The sequence below is a fragment of the Staphylococcus sp. LCT-H4 genome (assembly GCF_001866145.1).
GTDB classification, from domain to species: Bacteria; Bacillota; Bacilli; order Staphylococcales; family Staphylococcaceae; genus Staphylococcus; species Staphylococcus succinus.
In genome coordinates, this window is sequence record NZ_MODY01000002.1 from 771,568 (window position 1) to 788,952 (window position 17,385).

The following is a 17,385-nucleotide window of genomic DNA, read 5'->3' on the forward strand; positions in this document are numbered from 1 at the left end:
TATAATTTCATTTAGAACAAAGGAAATCATCATGAAAATCTTACCATTAAACGATTGTATTATTAAAAATGTTAGGGGTTTGTTTAACTATGAAAATATTTGATTACGAAGATATCCAACTTATACCAAACAAATGTATTGTTGATAGTCGCTCTGAATGTGACACAACTATTCAATTTGGGCCAAGAAGTTTTAATTTACCTGTAGTTCCTGCCAACATGCAAACAGTTATGAATGAAACGTTGGCTGAATGGTTTGCAGAAAACAATTATTTCTATATTATGCACAGATTTGATGAAGAAGCACGCATTCCGTTTACAAAGCGTATGCAGGAAAAAGGATATTTTGCATCTATTTCAGTTGGCGTTAAAGCACGTGAATTTGATTTTGTTGAAAAATTAGCTGCTGAAAAAGTTATTCCTGACTATATTACAATTGATATTGCACATGGGCACTCTGATTCAGTTATTAATATGATCAAGCATATTAAACGTTTTATTCCAGAAGTGTTTGTTATTGCTGGTAATGTTGGTACGCCTGAAGGTGTGCGTGAACTTGAAAACGCTGGCGCAGATGCTACTAAAGTAGGTATTGGACCAGGGCGCGTCTGTATCACTAAGATTAAAACTGGTTTTGGTACAGGTGGTTGGCAGTTAGCAGCTTTGAACCATTGTAGTAAAGCAGCACGTAAGCCTATTATTGCTGATGGTGGAATTAGAACACATGGTGATATTGCGAAGTCTATTAGGTTCGGTGCTTCAATGGTAATGGTTGGCTCATTGTTTGCGGCACATGAAGAATCACCAGGTGAAACTGTAGAGTTAGATGGTAAATTATATAAAGAATACTTTGGTAGTGCATCGGAGTTCCAAAAAGGTGAACATAAAAATGTTGAAGGTAAAAAAATGTTTGTTGAACACAAAGGTTCTTTATCTGATACTTTAGTGGAAATGCAACAAGATTTACAAAGTTCGATTTCATATGCAGGTGGCAAAGATTTAAATTCATTGAGAAAAGTGGATTATGTAGTCGTGAAAAACTCTATTTTTAATGGAGATAGAGACTAATTTAATAGTAGGTGTGACATATTAGAAAATTTCTATTATATATCGTTGTTATTTTAGTAATCGTGTTGGTAGTTCCTGTAAAAGAGACAGCCCCAATGGAAGCATTACAACAACAAGTAAAAACTAAAGTGAATAGTTGGACTTCGGACAATTCTACCTCGGACAAGTCACTTAAAGTTCCTAGCAAACAAGAGTTTGCAATCAATAATATTCAAATGAATATGACCAAACAAACTGTGGAGCAGAAGTTAGGCGATGCCCAACGTGTTACATCTAATGAATATGGTACAAATTGGCATACTTATTATTCAGGCGATTATAAAGCATTTGTAATGGTCAGTTATATTGATAATAAAGTGCATGCATTGTATAGCAACCAAAATGTCATTTCATCTCAATCTAAAATTAAATATGGTACACCTAAAGAAACAGTCAGAGATAGGCTAGGTAAACCTATTACTGAAAAGCAAAAAGGACATGTTAGATTCGATGTAAAAGATGATGAATATGATAATTTTCATGATGATCAAATTTATACAACAGCTTTTTATGATAAGCACGAGAACAATAACTTAACTGCTCTTTTACAAGTTAGCGATAATATGGAGAGCCGTTTACAACAACAATATGGTGCGCCTTCAGAAGGATTAGCTCAAAGCTTTGAATTGCAAAACTTTGATTTGGTTAATGCTGAAAGGGTGCAACATGACTTAGCAACATTAAATTATTCATCTAGTATTTCTGATACTGCTAGAGCGCATAGTGAAGATATGGCAGAAAATAATTATTTTGATCATAATAATTTATCCGGTGATTCGCCGTTCGATAGATTAGAAGCGGATGGTCATGATTTTAATGCGGCCGGAGAAAATTTAGCTTACGGTCAAACAAGTAGTATATATGCCCACCAAGGTTTAATGAATTCATTAGGTCATAGAAAAAATATACTCAAACAATCTTTTAAAACACTTGGCGTAGGTGTTGAGTTTAATGAAGAAAGACAACCATATTGGACTGAAAATTACACAGGATAATGTTTGATTTTGTTGTATAAGGGTATCTTTAATTTGTGAGGATGAATAAGTTATGACAACAAATAAAAAAGATAAAACAGAAGATATACTTGAAAAAGTAAAAGAAGTTTTAGAGAAAAAAGACGAAAAATAAGAGGTTGAGCGCATGCGCTCAACCTCTTATTTTTGTGAGAGTACTATTAGAACTGTATGATATGACTTTACATTTCTCGGAATAAACCTACGACTTTACCTAGTACAGTAACATGATCTAAATAAATAGGGTCCATAGTGCTATTTTCAGGTTGTAAACGATAATGTGCTTTTTCTTTATAGAATCGTTTTACTGTAGCTTCATTATCTTCAGTCATAGCTACAATAATATCACCATTTTCAGCGATTGTCTGACTTCTGACTATGACCTTATCTCCATCTAATATACCTGCTTCGATCATACTATCACCAACAACATTAAGAATGAAAATGTCGCTGTTATGTGTTGAAGTAAAGTGTTCGGGTAAAGGGAAATATTCTTCGACATTTTCTACAGCTGTAATTGGAACGCCTGCTGTAACCTTACCGATTACAGGAACGTGGATGGTTTCTTCCATATTAACTGCTTCACCTACTTGTTCGGTCACAATTTCAATAGCACGTGGTTTAGTAGGGTCTCTTCTTATATAACCTTTTTCTTCTAATCTTGATAAATGGCCATGTACAGTTGAGCTTGACGCCAAACCGACAGCCTCACCAATTTCACGGACACTTGGTGGGTAGCCTTTTAATTGAACCGTTTGCTTTATATATTCAAAAATTTCATTTTGTCGCTTAGTTAATTCTCTCATAATAGGCACTCCCTAGATTGATTTATACTTATTATAGCACGCACATATACATTTTACAAACGTTTGTTCGTTTTGGTATTGACTTAGAACAGGTGTTCTGTTAAGTTAGTTATACAAACAAATGTTCTAGGAGTGTTATTAAATGATGAAATTATATAAATCAGAAGTAAAACCATATATAGCAGTGCTTGTTGTTACCATGGTATTATGTGCTTTATTTATTATAAGTGCTGATAACAATGCTGAATCAGAACAGACGTACGAGATGACGGATCATCAAATTACACAAGATACAGCCAAACACGAACGAAACCAACCAACTTCAGAAGGAAAAAGCGAACACATAGAACAAGCATTAATTGCAGCAGCGCATCAATAAAGTAGTCAAAGTTATAATAAAGATAAGGTGCTTTTGAATTAGCAAATGGGAGGAAAGTGAGCGAAACTATTTAGTTTCGTTCACTTTTTTGTTATATTTTTCTATATTGATGAAATACGGAGGTTTCTTATGGCAAAGATGGATGGCGTTAATATAGAACGTATTAATGAACTCGCTAAAAAGAAAAAGGAAGTTGGCTTAACTGAGAATGAAGCTAAAGAACAATCCAAATTACGCAAAGCATATTTAGATTCGTTTAGAAAGAAATTTAAACAGCAAATTGAAAGTACAAGAGTGATTGATCCAGAAGGTAATGATGTAACACCAGATAAAGTAAAAAAAATATTAGATTCTAAAGATGAGGAAGAAAAAAATTAACTCATTTTTTTGTTAAATAGATGAAAAATCATGTATAATGATTATGAAACTAGCTAGAAGAAAGGAAGTCATTTAGATGAATAAAGAAAAAGATCAATTAGCGGTAGATACGATAAGAGCTTTAAGTATTGACGCTGTTGAACAAGCAAACTCAGGTCACCCTGGTCTACCTATGGGTGCAGCTCCTATGGCATACACTTTATGGACTCGTCATTTAAATTTTAACCCCCAATCAAAAGATTTCTTTGATAGAGATCGTTTTGTATTATCTGCGGGTCATGGATCAGCGTTATTGTATAGCCTTTTACATGTTTCAGGTAGTTTAGAATTAGAAGAACTTAAACAATTTAGACAATGGGATTCAAAAACGCCTGGACATCCTGAGTTTAAACACACTGATGGTGTTGAAGTAACTACTGGTCCTCTTGGACAAGGGTTTGCTATGTCAGTTGGTATGGCAATGGCTGAAAAACATCTAGCAGGTAAATTTAATAAAGATGATGCACAAGTAGTGGATCATTACACATATGTACTTGCATCAGATGGTGATTTAATGGAAGGTATTTCTCACGAAGCAGCATCTTTAGCAGGTCATAGCCAATTAGATAAACTTATCGTTTTATATGATTCAAATGATATTTCTTTAGATGGTGATTTAAACAAAGCATTTTCTGAAGATATTAAAGGTCGTTTCGAAGCTTATGGTTGGAAACATATTTTTGTCAAAGAAGGCAATGATATCGATGCAATCGATAAAGCAATTGAAGAAGCTAAGACACAAGATGTGCCAACAATTATCGAAATTAAAACGATTATTGGTTACGGTGCGCCTAACAAGCAAGATTCAAGCGGTGCACATGGTGCGCCATTAGGTGAAGACGAAAGAAAACTAACTTTCGAAAACTATGGTTTAGACCCTGAAAAACGTTTCAATGTGCCGGAAGAAGTTTATGAAATTTTCCAACAAAGCATGCTAAAACGTGCGAATGAAAAAGAAGAATCATGGAATAAACTTGTTGAAGAATACAGCAATAAATATCCAGAATTAGCTGAAGAGTTTAAATTAGCTATTAGTGGTAAATTACCAGAGAACTACAAAGATGTACTTCCAGAATATGAAGCTGGACATAGTGGTGCAACACGTGCAGATTCTGGAGAAGTTATTCAATCATTAAGTAAATCTGTGCCTTCATTCTTCGGTGGTTCAGCAGACTTAGCTGGTTCAAATAAATCAAATGTTAAAGATGCAACTGACTTTGATAAAGATACACCAGAAGGTAAAAATATTTGGTTTGGTGTTCGTGAATTTGCTATGGGTGCTGCAGTAAATGGTATGGCTGCTCACGGTGGTTTACACCCATACGGTGCAACATTCTTCGTATTCAGTGACTACTTAAAACCAGCATTACGTTTATCAGCAATTATGGGCTTAAATTCAACGTTTATCTTTACTCATGATTCAATTGCTGTTGGTGAAGACGGTCCAACACATGAGCCAGTAGAACAATTAGCTGGTTTACGTGCGATTCCAAATATGAATGTGATTCGTCCAGCAGATGGGAACGAAACACGTGTAGCTTGGGAAGTGGCATTAGAATCTGAAAATACACCAACTTCATTAGTACTAACGCGTCAAAATCTTACAACTATGGATCTTCCAAAAGAAACAGTTGAAGAAGGCGTACGTAAAGGTGCTTATGTAGTGTTCGAATCAGAACAAGCCCCTGAATTCTTATTATTAGCAACTGGTTCAGAAGTTAATTTAGCTGTTGAAGCTGCTAAAGATTTAGAAGCTCAAGGTAAAGGTGTACGTGTTGTTTCAATGCCTAACTGGAATGCATTTGATCAACAATCTGCTGAGTATAAAGAATCAGTAATGCCATCATCAATTACCAAACGAGTTGCTATTGAAATGGCATCATCACTAGGTTGGCATAAATACGTTGGTACTGAAGGTAAAGTCATCGCTATCGATGGATTCGGTGCTAGTGCTCCTGGCGATTTAGTAGTTGAAAAATATGGTTTCACTAAAGAAAATGTATTGAATCAAATTCAAACATTCTAATAAATGCCTAATAACATTTAATTATTGGTATGGGAGCGCTTGTTCTCATACCAATTTTTAATATCAAAGAAATATGTGACTATATTTACAAATTGAAATTGAAATTGATATAATACATAAGGTTAGAAGATATTCATTGAGTTACTCTTGAAATAGAGTACTAATTTTAGTAAAATTCATTAGGATAGGAAAGTGGGTGAAACAATGGCAACTTGGTTAGCAATAGTATTAATCGTGTTAGCACTTATTATTGGATTAGTCGGTGGATTTTTCCTAGCAAGAAAATATATGATGGATTACCTTAAAAAGAACCCACCAATTAATGAAGAGATGCTACGTATGATGATGATGCAAATGGGTCAAAAACCATCTCAAAAGAAAATAAATCAAATGATGACGATGATGAATAAAAATCAAGAGGAACAACTCAAAAAGTCTAAATAGACCGTCAATAAAGGGCTGGCAGCTACTTAAAAAAGTAACTGTCAGCCCTTATTTTTGTCTGTGGTAAGGTGAAAGGATGTCAATTTAAACTTATGTTATAAGTGCGGTCTAATAAAAAACGGAAGATAGTATTGATTGAAGGAGGACGATGCAAAATAGTGATATTATTTCGTAGATATAGATGAGTTAAAATATTTTTTAACGAAGTAATTTATCCCTTTATTGTATGTTTAAATTCAAAAAATTTTTTCTTTAATAGTTATTGTTGTGGCGCGTTTCGTGGCATTTTATGTTTTTTAAATATTCAGAAAATTATTGAAAATATTTTCACGTTTGATATAATATGCTTATACAAGGGAGGTATTACAAAGTGAGAGATGCTTTTGATATGGAAGACAAAGAGGTTTTAGATCGACTTGCAAATATACACATTAACTTTCCAACTGAAGAATCATTTAAAAAATATCATAACGCAATGCAACTACATGATATGAATTATCTTAGAATGGTATTAAATAATGCATTTTCTGCTTGCGACAATACGTCACAAGCTATGTAAATAAAAACGTTAAAATAAGTCTCTTTGAGGCTTATTTTTTTGCTGTAAAATTTATATTGCTCATCACATATTAGATGGCTGAAATGTGTATAGTGATTGATACACTTCATGATATTATATAGTTGTGTTTAAAATGGCAAAAACTATGTATTTTATTATCTTCAAAATGTAAAAAATGCTAATATATACTATGTGATGTTTTTAATAATAGCTAAGTAATCAATGGCGTGTCAATTTCATGACTTAGCTTTGTAGAGTGATGAACAATCCTAAATAAATATCATCTTGTAGAAACTTAAAGAAGGTGTCAGCATGTTATATTTGATCTTTTCTATAGTTTTCGCTTTTTTAATGGGAATTGCTGTTATTATCGTGCGCATGAAAGCACAACAATTTCCTGTTAATGAAAAGAAAATTATTTTGCCACCGTTTTTTATGGCAACTGGAGCTTTAATGTATGTCGTTCCATATTTTAGATTAACGGGATTTGAAATTTTAGAATGTATTATTTTAGGAGTATTATTTTCGACAATTTTAATATGGACATCTAGATTTGAAACTAAAGGTAATGAAGTATATATGAAACGATCTAAAGCTTTTCCTATAATACTTATCTCATTACTTTTAATTCGTACAATAATTAAAATATTTATTAGTAATAAAATAGACCCAGGAGAAATTGCGGGAATGTTTTTCTTGCTTGCTTTTTGTATGATTATTCCTTGGCGTTTGGCGATGTTATATAAATATAAAAAAGTAAAGCGTAGTTTAATACAATAGTTTTGAGCCGTTTATCCTAGGTGATAAGCGGCATTTTTATTATAATAGAAATGATTAAGAGAATATAATAGTATATATACGAACTAACGTTCTATGAGAGGTGCAAATATGAAAGTAATACATACAGCAGATTGGCATTTAGGAAAAATATTGAATGGCAAAACATTACTAGATGACCAAATATATATTTTAAAGTGCTTTATAGAAGAAATGAAAAATGAACAACCTGATGTAATTGTAGTTGCAGGAGATTTATATGATACAAGTTATCCAAGTAAAGGTGCAATACAATTGTTAGAAAGTACAATAAATACTTTGAATTTAGAAATGGGCATACCACTCATTATGATTAGTGGTAATCACGATAGTAAAGAACGATTAAACTATGGTTCTAAATGGTTTGAAAAATCTGGGATGCACATTCGTACAAAACTTGTAGATATTGATAAGCCAATATCATTTGGAGAAATAGATTTTTATACATTGCCCTTTGCAACAATCAATGAAATGCAGCATTTCTTTGATGATGATTCTTTAGAAACACATCAACAATGTATAAATAAAGCTTTATCACATATAAATAAAGTGATTGATAAAGACAAAGTCAATGTATTGGTTGGCCACTTAACGGTTCAAGGCGGACTTAGATCTGATTCAGAACGAGCGTTGACAATTGGTACGGTGGAATCTGTAGAGGCAAGTTCATTTCAACAATTTGATAGGGTAATGCTTGGACATTTACATCATCCATTTAGTATAGATTCAGATTTTATAAATTACAGTGGTTCATTATTGCAATATTCTTTCTCAGAAAGTAATCAACCTAAAGGTTACAGGATAATGGAAATTAAAGATAACAAGATTAAAGATAAATTTATACCTATACAACCACTTAGACAGTTAGAAGTTATTGAAGGCGATTATGAAGAGGCGATTCAAGAGAAATTAGATATTAAAAATAAAGAAAACTATTTACATTTCAAACTAAAGCATATGTCACATGTGAGCGATCCAATGGTACATTTAAAGCAAATTTATCCTAATACACTCGCTTTAACAAATCAGACGTTTGATTTTAATACACCTATTCATCGTAGCAATTATGAGATACAAAAATTAGACGATGAAACGATTATTAAGAACTTTTATCAAAGTATTACAGATGAATCTTTAACTTCTACACAAAGTCAAAAGGTAGATCGCGTGTTAAATGATTTGTTAGAAGGAGGTATGCAATAAATGCGACCATTAACTTTAAAATTAAATAATTTTGGACCTTTTTTAAATGAAACTATTGATTTTGATCATGTAAAGGATGACCAATTATTTTTGATTAGTGGAAAAACAGGTTCAGGTAAAACGATGATTTTTGATGCAATTGTCTATGCCTTATTTGGCGAAGCTTCTACTAAAGATCGCAAAGAAAGTGATTTGAGAAGTCATTTTGCTGATAGTAAATCCCCTATGGTTGTAGAATTTGAATTTAAGTTAAGAGATGATGTTTATAAAATTGTCCGTCAAGGCGCATTCATTAAAGAAGGTAATAAAAATAAAACATTGGGTCAATTAACGGTATATCAATTTGATAATGATGACTATGATTTAAAAGAGAGTAAAATAAATACGGGAAATCAATTTATTAAAAGTCAATTAGGCGTCAATGCAGAACAATTTAGACAATTATTTATACTACCGCAGGGTGAGTTCAAACGGTTTTTATTATCAAAAAGTTCTGAGAAACAAGAAATTTTAAGAACGTTATTTAATAGTCAACGTTTCGAAGATATTCAACGAAATTTAATGGATGATGTTAAAGAAGTGAGAGAAAAAATAGAAAAAAGATTTAGTATCTTAGAAAATAATTGGCAAGATATCGATGCATTTAATGATGAAGTATTAACTGAGTTTAAATTAATCAATGCTAGACAAACGAATCGTGTTGTTGAGGTATTGCCTAAATTTATTGAAAAAGCCAAAGATATACAGGAACAACTCAAACAAAGAAAGCACCAACAACAAGAAGAGGTCAAAAAATCTGAGAAAATATTAGATGATAATATAAATTTAGAACATGCGTTGTCTAAATTAAAAGAGCAGCAAGCAAAATATGATGCTTTAGTGTTAAAAGAAAATGATATACAAAGTAAAGTAAAATTACTAAATGAGATTTATGAGGTAAGACCTTTAGCCAATTTATTAGATACTCAAGAAACGTTAAAAAATAAAAAAACTAAAATCACTCAAGATATAAGTAATAAGGATCAATTGATAAGGGGGTTAGTATCGAAAATACAAAAAGATGAAGATATGCTAATGATGCATAAAAAGTCATCTCAAACATTAGAAAAAACAAGAGAATTTATAGAACGCTGTAAGCTATTTTACGATAAAGCTAATAAATATAAAAAAGCATATCAAGAATATGATGCTTTAAAAATTTCGTACAATGAGCTAAATGAAAATTTTGCCTTACAACAACAGCAATTTGATACGATGAATGCACAACTGAATTATAGAAATCCAGATTATGAAATAATAGAAATATTAAACAGTGAGATTTTTGAATTGAAGAATAAAGTGAAAGATTTAAAACGTAATGAATTAAAACAAATAGAGTATCAATCATTACAAAATAGAAAAAAACAAAAAGTAGAAGATTTAAAAGCTGTCGAGCAACATCTGAAAAATTTAGAAAATGAATATCGAAGTATTGATAAAACAAATATAGATTTGAATAATAAAAAAGATATTATTACAAAAATACAATCTGCATTACAATCAGGTGATACTTGTCCAGTTTGTGGCAATGAGATACATAAAATTGAACAGCATTTAGATTTTGATGAACTCACTGAAAGATCACAAAATTTATCGGAAATAGAAAGATGCATTAATGAAGCTTCAGGCAATAAAATTAAATGTGAAAGTGAGTTGAAATATGTAAACGAACAATTAGCAGAATTTTCACAGGATGATTTAACTGATACAAATTATGAAGCATATGAAGTACTTATAGAGACAAAAAAACAACAAAAGAAAAAAGCAACTACTGAAAATGAAGAAATTAGCCAATTAAAGGAACGGCTCCAACAGAATGAACAAAAATTACATGCGCTAGAATTAGAAAGTAAAACTATCCTCCAGAATTTGAAAGCGCATGAAGTAATGATCAACGATTTTGAAAATACAACAAAACATAAAAATGTGGATGCATTTATAAAAGCGTACGAGCTTGATGTAGTAAAGATACAACAGTTTGATGATGAGTTAGAAAAGTTAGGACAAGGCATACAACAAGCTCAAAATGAGCTATCTATTGAAGAAAATAGTAAAAAATACTTAGAAGCAAGTTGTACAGAAATTGAGGAAGAATTAGAAAATATGGAAGTCAAGATTGACACAGAAATGGGAAGAATAGGTTTTGCGCATTTGGATCAAGTAAAAGAAACCATAGCTAAGATAAACGAAAAAAATAAATTAGAAGATGATATTGAGACGTATAATAAAGAGAAGCAATCATTTGAATTATTGATAGCACAACTAACAGCAGAAACAAATGATCGTGAACTTAAAGATAGTGAAAAATTAAAACAAGATTACGAGCGACAACAACAATGTTTAGAAATAATTACAACTGAATTAAGCCAACATGAGTTTAAAATTGAATTTAATCAGAAGAAAATTAATGAAATTAAAACAACAATCGAACAATTAGAATTCGAATTAAAAGAACAACAAGAAGTTTTTCAGCTTGCAGAGATACTTTCAGGTAAAAATGAGCGAAAACTGACATTAGAGAATTATGTTTTAATTTATTATTTAGAAAGAATATTAGCTCAGGCTAATCAACGTTTAGCATTAATGACAGGTGAACGCTATCAATTAACAAGAAGAGAGCAAATTTCACAAGGTTATAGTGGCCTTGAAATTGACGTATTTGATTCTCATTCTAATCAGGCTAGACATATTACATCGTTATCCGGTGGGGAAACGTTCCAAGCTTCATTGGCATTAGCGTTAGGTCTTAGTGAGATTGTGCAGCAAGAAGCGGGGGGTATCGCTTTAGACTCTATGTTTGTAGATGAAGGATTTGGCACTTTAGATCAGGAAACACTAGAAACTGCCTTAGATACATTGTTAAGTTTGAAATCTTCAGGTAGAATGGTAGGCATCATTTCTCATGTGAGTGAACTTAAACAACGGATACCGCTAATTCTAGAAGTTGAAACCGAACAATATCAAAGTACTACACAATTCAAAAAACAGTAATTCATTAGAGTGGATATATGCTTAGTGGCAAGCTAAAACCTTTGGAGTGTAAGCAAGTTTGGCATACATTTTCTATCGGAATTACTGTAATAGGTCCCAAAATCTAAAAGACTACTATCATTATTCAAAATTTATATTTATTAAATAAAGACCAAGCAAACACAGTTTAAGTGTTTGCTTGGTCTTTATAAATAGCATAAAAAGTAATTAAAATGTTGATTTATTTTTAAATAAAAAAAGACAAGCATTAAATGCTGGCCTTTAGGGAAATAAAATTAATTTTTTTCACGTAATAAATCACGGATTTCTGTAAGTAATACAGTGTTTTCTTCAATTTCTTCTTCTTCTTCTTTTTTCATTAATGTGTTAGCAATTTTTACAAAGATGAATAGTGCAAACGCAATAATGATGAAGTCGATGATTGATTGAACGAACATACCATATTTAATGCCCATGAATGACCAACTTTTTGCAAAATCAACTGTACCAAAAATTAATCCTATTAATGGCATAATGATGAATGTAACTAAGGCTGTTACAATTTTGTTGAAAGCAGCTCCCATAACAACGGCCACTGCTAAATCTAATACATTGCCTTTTAATGCAAATTCTTTAAATTCCTTTAACATAATACTTAACCTCACTTTTTTAAAAATATAAATTTTATTATACAATAATTTTTATGTTTAGAGTATACTTTTTTTATCTAAATTTGATATTAACAAAAGGGTTTGTTATTGTTATATATGGTGAAACAAAAGTAGTTATATATAAAATTTATAATTTTCTACTTAAGATTTTAAAAATATAATAAGATGAGAAAGGGAGTAATGAGTGTGAATTCTTCTAACAAACATCCGGATGGTAAGAAGATATCTCCAGTTTTTATTTATAGCGCGATTATCGTAGCGATTGTAGTTTTAATTGGTGCTGTTTTACCAGAGCAATTTGATACAATTACAAATGGAATTAAGCTATGGATTACGCACAAACTAGGTTGGTATTATTTGATTCTTACTACGTTTATTGTTTTCTTCTGTATTTTCCTAATCTTTAGCCCTATTGGAAAATTAAAACTAGGGAAACCAAATGATAAACCTGAATTCAATACAGTTTCATGGTTTGCAATGTTATTTAGTGCTGGTATGGGGATTGGATTAGTATTCTACGGTGCTGCGGAACCTATGGCGGATTTTGCTGCACCCCCAACTGCAGATCCTAAAACAACTGCTGCTTATACTGAAGCATTACGTTCTACTTTCTTCCATTGGGGATTCCATGCATGGGCTATTTATGGTGTAGTTGCACTGGCACTTGCGTATTCTCAATTTAGAAAAGGTGAACCAGGACTTATTTCAAGAACATTACGTCCTATTTTAGGAAATAAAGTAGAAGGCCCAATCGGGACAATCATTGATGTTCTAGCTGTTTTTGCAACAGTAGTTGGTGTTGCCGTATCACTAGGTATGGGTGCATTACAAATCAATGGTGGGCTAAACTATTTATTCGGCGTTCCCAACAACGTCTGGGTACAAGCGATAATTATTATAGTTGTAACTATATTATTCCTTATGAGTGCTTGGTCCGGTTTAAGTAAAGGTATTCAATATTTAAGTAATTTAAATATTACTTTAGGTGCAATATTAATGATTGCTGTATTAATTATTGGACCAACGATTTTGATTTTAAACATGATGACAAGTTCAACAGGCAGTTTATTAAATTCGTTCTTGCTGAATTCATTTGATACAGCTGCTCAAAACCCTCAAAAACGAGAATGGATGTCTAGTTGGACACTTTATTATTGGGGTTGGTGGTTAAGTTGGAGCCCATTCGTAGGTATCTTTATTGCACGTGTTTCAAAAGGACGTTCAATTCGTGAATTTATCGCTGGCGTGCTTTTAGTCCCAGCTACTGTAAGTTTCGTATGGTTCAGTGTGTTTGGCGTATTGGGTATTGAAACTGGTAAGAAAAACCCTGAACTCTTTAATATGACTGCAGAAACGCAATTGTTCGGTGTCTTTCAAGAAATACCAATGGGAATGGTTTTATCTATTGTTGCATTGGTATTAATTGCATCATTCTTTATTACGTCAGCAGATTCTGCAACATTTGTATTAGGAATGCAAACATCTTATGGATCATTAGAACCTTCGAATTTTGTAAAAGTGACATGGGGCATTGCCCAATCACTGATTGCTTTTGTATTACTATTTGCAGGTGGAGGTGACGGTGCTAAAGCGCTTAATGCAATACAAAGTGCTGCCATTATCAGTGCATTGCCGTTCTCCTTCGTTGTTATAATGATGATGGTGTCATTCTATAAAGACGCGAACAAAGAACGTAAATTCTTAGGATTAACATTGACACCAAATAAACATAGATTGCAAGATTACTTACAGCATCAACAAGAAGATTATGAAGATGATATTATCGAAAGACGCGCATCGCTTAGAGAAGCTGAAAAGAATGAAACCTTAAAATAAATTATATGAAGCAATTTTTAAAAGCGTGCCCAATTATGGGCGCGTTTTTTTATATGAAACAAAATCATGAATTGTGCACAATCATGAAAAAGATGAATGAAATAACATAAAAGTAATTGGAAAAATCTGAAAATGTTGATAATGATTCTCAATTGATAATAATAACTTATTACACATTGCTTTGATGATAAGCATAACTTATACATACCGATTGAAAATTCAAATCTTAATTATCTAGGTTTCTGGCTTTATGTAGTTGTTTTAAGTCACATATAATTATACAATTTAGATAACGGCATAAATATAATAAAAACTTTCAGGGGGGATTTATATGGCTTCAAATATTAAGCAACAAGCGAAAAAATCGTTTGATCTTAACGGGAAATCATATACGTTTTATGATTTAAAAACTTTAGAAGAGCAAGGGTTCACTAAAGTATCGCAACTGCCATATTCAATTAGAGTATTATTAGAATCAGTTTTAAGACAGGAAGATGGTTTTGTAATTACAGATGATCATATCAAAGCATTATCTGATTTTACTAAAGGGGCAGAAGGGGAAGTACCATTCAAACCTTCACGTGTCATCTTGCAAGACTTTACAGGAGTTCCTGCTGTAGTGGACTTAGCATCATTACGTAAAGCTATGAATGATGTTGGTGGAGACTTAAACAAAATCAATCCAGAAGTGCCAGTGGATTTAGTTATTGACCACTCAGTACAAGTTGATAGTTACGCTAATCCAGAAGCTTTAGAACGTAATATGAAATTAGAATTCGAAAGAAATTATGAGCGTTATCAATTTTTAAATTGGGCTACTAAAGCATTTAATAACTATAGTGCAGTACCACCAGCAACTGGTATTGTTCACCAAGTTAACTTAGAGTACTTAGCAAACGTAGTACATGCTCGTGAAATTGATGGAGAAACTGTAGCATTCCCTGACACTTTAGTAGGTACTGACTCACATACAACAATGATTAATGGTCTTGGTGTCTTAGGTTGGGGTGTTGGGGGCATCGAAGCTGAAGCGGGCATGCTTGGTCAACCTTCATACTTCCCAATTCCAGAAGTTATCGGCGTGAGATTGTCTAATGCATTGCCACAAGGATCAACTGCTACTGACCTAGCTTTACGTGTCACTCAAGAGTTGCGTAAAAAAGGTGTAGTTGGTAAATTCGTTGAATTCTTTGGTCCAGGTGTACAACACTTGCCATTAGCTGACCGCGCAACAATTGCGAACATGGCTCCAGAATATGGTGCAACTTGTGGTTTCTTCCCAGTTGATGAAGAAGCATTGAAATATATGCGTTTAACAGGTCGCCCAGATGAACAAATTGATCTTGTTAAAAAATATTTACAAGAAAATAGCATGTTTTTCACTGTAGATAACGATGAACCAGAATACACAGATGTAGTTGAATTAGACTTATCAACAGTTGAAGCTTCATTATCAGGTCCAAAACGTCCACAAGATTTAATTTTCTTAAGCGATATGAAAAAAGAATTTGAAAAATCAGTTACTGCACCAGCAGGAAACCAAGGACATGGATTTGATGAAAGTGAATTTGATAAAACAGCAACAATTGAATTTAAAGATGGTAAAACAACTACAATGAAAACAGGTGATTTAGCAATTGCTGCAATCACGTCATGTACGAATACATCTAACCCATATGTAATGTTAGGTGCGGGTCTCGTTGCTAAAAAAGCTATCGAAAAAGGACTAAAAGTTCCTGACTATGTTAAGACTTCATTAGCACCTGGTTCAAAAGTTGTTACAGGTTACTTAAGAGATTCTGGGTTAAATGAGTATCTAGATGATCTTGGCTTTAATCTTGTTGGTTATGGTTGTACAACTTGTATCGGTAACTCTGGACCATTATTAGAAGAAATTGAAAAAGCGATTGCTGAAGAAGATTTATTAGTAACTTCGGTATTATCTGGTAACCGTAACTTTGAAGGACGTATACATCCTTTAGTGAAGGCTAACTATTTAGCATCACCTCAATTAGTTGTGGCTTATGCATTAGCAGGTACAGTTGATATTGACTTACAAAATGAACCTTTAGGTAAAGGTAAAGATGGCGAAGATGTATACTTAAGAGATATTTGGCCATCAATAAAAGAAGTATCAGATACTGTTGATAGCGTTGTTACGCCTGAACTATTTAAAGAAGAATATGAAACAGTATATAATAATAATGAAATGTGGAACGAAATCGATGTAACTGATCAACCATTATATGACTTCGATCCAGAGTCAACATATATTCAGAATCCATCATTCTTCCAAGAATTATCTAAAGAGCCAGGTACAATTGAACCTTTAAATAACTTACGTGTTATGGGCAAATTTGGAGATTCAGTAACGACTGACCATATCTCTCCAGCGGGTGCGATTGGTAAAGATACACCAGCAGGCAGATATTTACAAGAACATAATGTTCCGATTCGCCAATTTAACTCATATGGTTCACGTCGTGGTAACCATCAAGTTATGGTTCGCGGTACGTTTGCAAATATTCGTATTAAAAACCAATTAGCTCCTGGAACTGAAGGTGGATTTACAACTTATTGGCCAACAGGCGAACAAATGTCAATCTTTGATGCAGCTATGAAATACAAAGAAGATGGAACAGGTTTAGTTGTATTGGCTGGTAACGATTACGGCATGGGTTCTTCTCGTGACTGGGCAGCTAAGGGTACGAATTTATTGGGTGTTAAAACGGTTATTGCGCAAAGCTATGAACGTATTCACCGTTCGAACTTAGTTATGATGGGTGTATTACCATTACAATTTAAAGATGGAGAATCTGCAGACAGCTTAGGTATCGATGGTACTGAAATTATTTCAGTAGAAGTTGATGAAGCAGTTAAACCTCATGATTTAGTGAAAGTACAAGCTAAGAAAGAAAATGGCAAAGTCATTGAATTTGAAGCAATCGCTCGTTTTGATTCAAATGTAGAATTAGACTATTATCGTCATGGTGGTATTTTACAACTTGTATTGAGAAATAAATTAGCTGAGTAATTTTATTCGTTGTCAAAGCAAGCTGTATTAGCAATATGCTAATACAGCTTGTTTATGTTAATATCT

Annotated in this window: 14 protein-coding genes; 12 read left to right on the forward strand and 2 right to left on the reverse strand. The window is 32.7% G+C overall.

Annotated features, from left to right (window positions below; genetic code table 11):
* Positions 1-89: 89 nt before the first annotated feature.
* Positions 90-1,067: a GMP reductase gene (gene guaC / locus BK821_RS08575; RefSeq protein WP_046836329.1), complete on the forward strand. Its 978-nt coding sequence runs from the start codon at positions 90-92 to the stop codon at positions 1,065-1,067.
* 95 nt (positions 1,068-1,162) lie between these two features.
* Positions 1,163-2,101, forward strand: coding sequence for a CAP domain-containing protein (locus BK821_RS08580; RefSeq protein ID WP_371261094.1), 939 nt, complete (start codon positions 1,163-1,165; stop codon positions 2,099-2,101).
* A gap of 200 nt (positions 2,102-2,301) precedes the next feature.
* On the opposite strand, the gene lexA is transcribed toward BK821_RS08580, so the two are convergent.
* Positions 2,302-2,925, reverse strand: coding sequence for a transcriptional repressor LexA (gene lexA / locus BK821_RS08585; protein WP_046836331.1), 624 nt, complete (start codon positions 2,923-2,925; stop codon positions 2,302-2,304).
* A 142-nt stretch (positions 2,926-3,067) separates the two neighbouring features.
* Here lexA and sosA point away from each other — a divergent pair, with 142 nt between their 5' ends.
* From sosA to sbcC, 8 genes are all read left to right on the forward strand, one after another.
* Complete coding sequence (gene sosA / locus BK821_RS08590; protein WP_046836332.1) at positions 3,068-3,304, forward strand: DNA damage-induced cell division inhibitor SosA; 237 nt, start codon at positions 3,068-3,070, stop codon at positions 3,302-3,304.
* Between the two features lie 129 nt (positions 3,305-3,433).
* Positions 3,434-3,682 (forward strand): DUF896 domain-containing protein, encoded by a 249-nt coding sequence (locus BK821_RS08595; protein ID WP_046836333.1) that lies wholly within the window; start codon positions 3,434-3,436, stop codon positions 3,680-3,682.
* 76 nt (positions 3,683-3,758) lie between these two features.
* Entirely contained in the window at positions 3,759-5,747 is a 1,989-nt protein-coding gene (tkt, locus tag BK821_RS08600; RefSeq protein ID WP_046836334.1) for a transketolase, read from the forward strand.
* Positions 5,748-5,951: 204 nt separating this feature from the next.
* Positions 5,952-6,191 carry a YneF family protein gene (locus BK821_RS08605; protein WP_046836335.1) on the forward strand — a complete coding sequence of 80 codons (240 nt, stop codon included), beginning with the start codon at positions 5,952-5,954 and terminating at the stop codon, positions 6,189-6,191.
* A 370-nt stretch (positions 6,192-6,561) separates the two neighbouring features.
* The gene (locus tag BK821_RS08610; protein ID WP_046836336.1) at positions 6,562-6,750 is read left to right on the forward strand and encodes a hypothetical protein; all 189 of its coding nucleotides are present in this window, start codon (positions 6,562-6,564) and stop codon (positions 6,748-6,750) included.
* Positions 6,751-7,062: 312 nt separating this feature from the next.
* Positions 7,063-7,530, forward strand: coding sequence for a CcdC family protein (locus BK821_RS08615; protein WP_046836337.1), 468 nt, complete (start codon positions 7,063-7,065; stop codon positions 7,528-7,530).
* A gap of 108 nt (positions 7,531-7,638) precedes the next feature.
* Entirely contained in the window at positions 7,639-8,769 is a 1,131-nt protein-coding gene (gene sbcD, locus BK821_RS08620; RefSeq protein ID WP_071331544.1) for an exonuclease subunit SbcD, read from the forward strand.
* Entirely contained in the window at positions 8,770-11,799 is a 3,030-nt protein-coding gene (gene sbcC, locus BK821_RS08625) for an exonuclease subunit SbcC (RefSeq protein ID WP_071331545.1), read from the forward strand.
* Between the two features lie 275 nt (positions 11,800-12,074).
* On the opposite strand, the gene mscL is transcribed toward sbcC, so the two are convergent.
* Entirely contained in the window at positions 12,075-12,428 is a 354-nt protein-coding gene (mscL, locus tag BK821_RS08630) for a large conductance mechanosensitive channel protein MscL (protein ID WP_046836340.1), read from the reverse strand.
* A 201-nt stretch (positions 12,429-12,629) separates the two neighbouring features.
* Here mscL and BK821_RS08635 point away from each other — a divergent pair, with 201 nt between their 5' ends.
* Both BK821_RS08635 and acnA read left to right on the forward strand, forming a co-directional pair.
* Entirely contained in the window at positions 12,630-14,285 is a 1,656-nt protein-coding gene (locus BK821_RS08635; RefSeq protein WP_371261099.1) for a glycine betaine uptake BCCT transporter, read from the forward strand.
* Positions 14,286-14,616: 331 nt separating this feature from the next.
* Positions 14,617-17,319 (forward strand): aconitate hydratase AcnA, encoded by a 2,703-nt coding sequence (gene acnA, locus BK821_RS08640; RefSeq protein WP_046836342.1) that lies wholly within the window; start codon positions 14,617-14,619, stop codon positions 17,317-17,319.
* Positions 17,320-17,385: the final 66 nt, after the last annotated feature.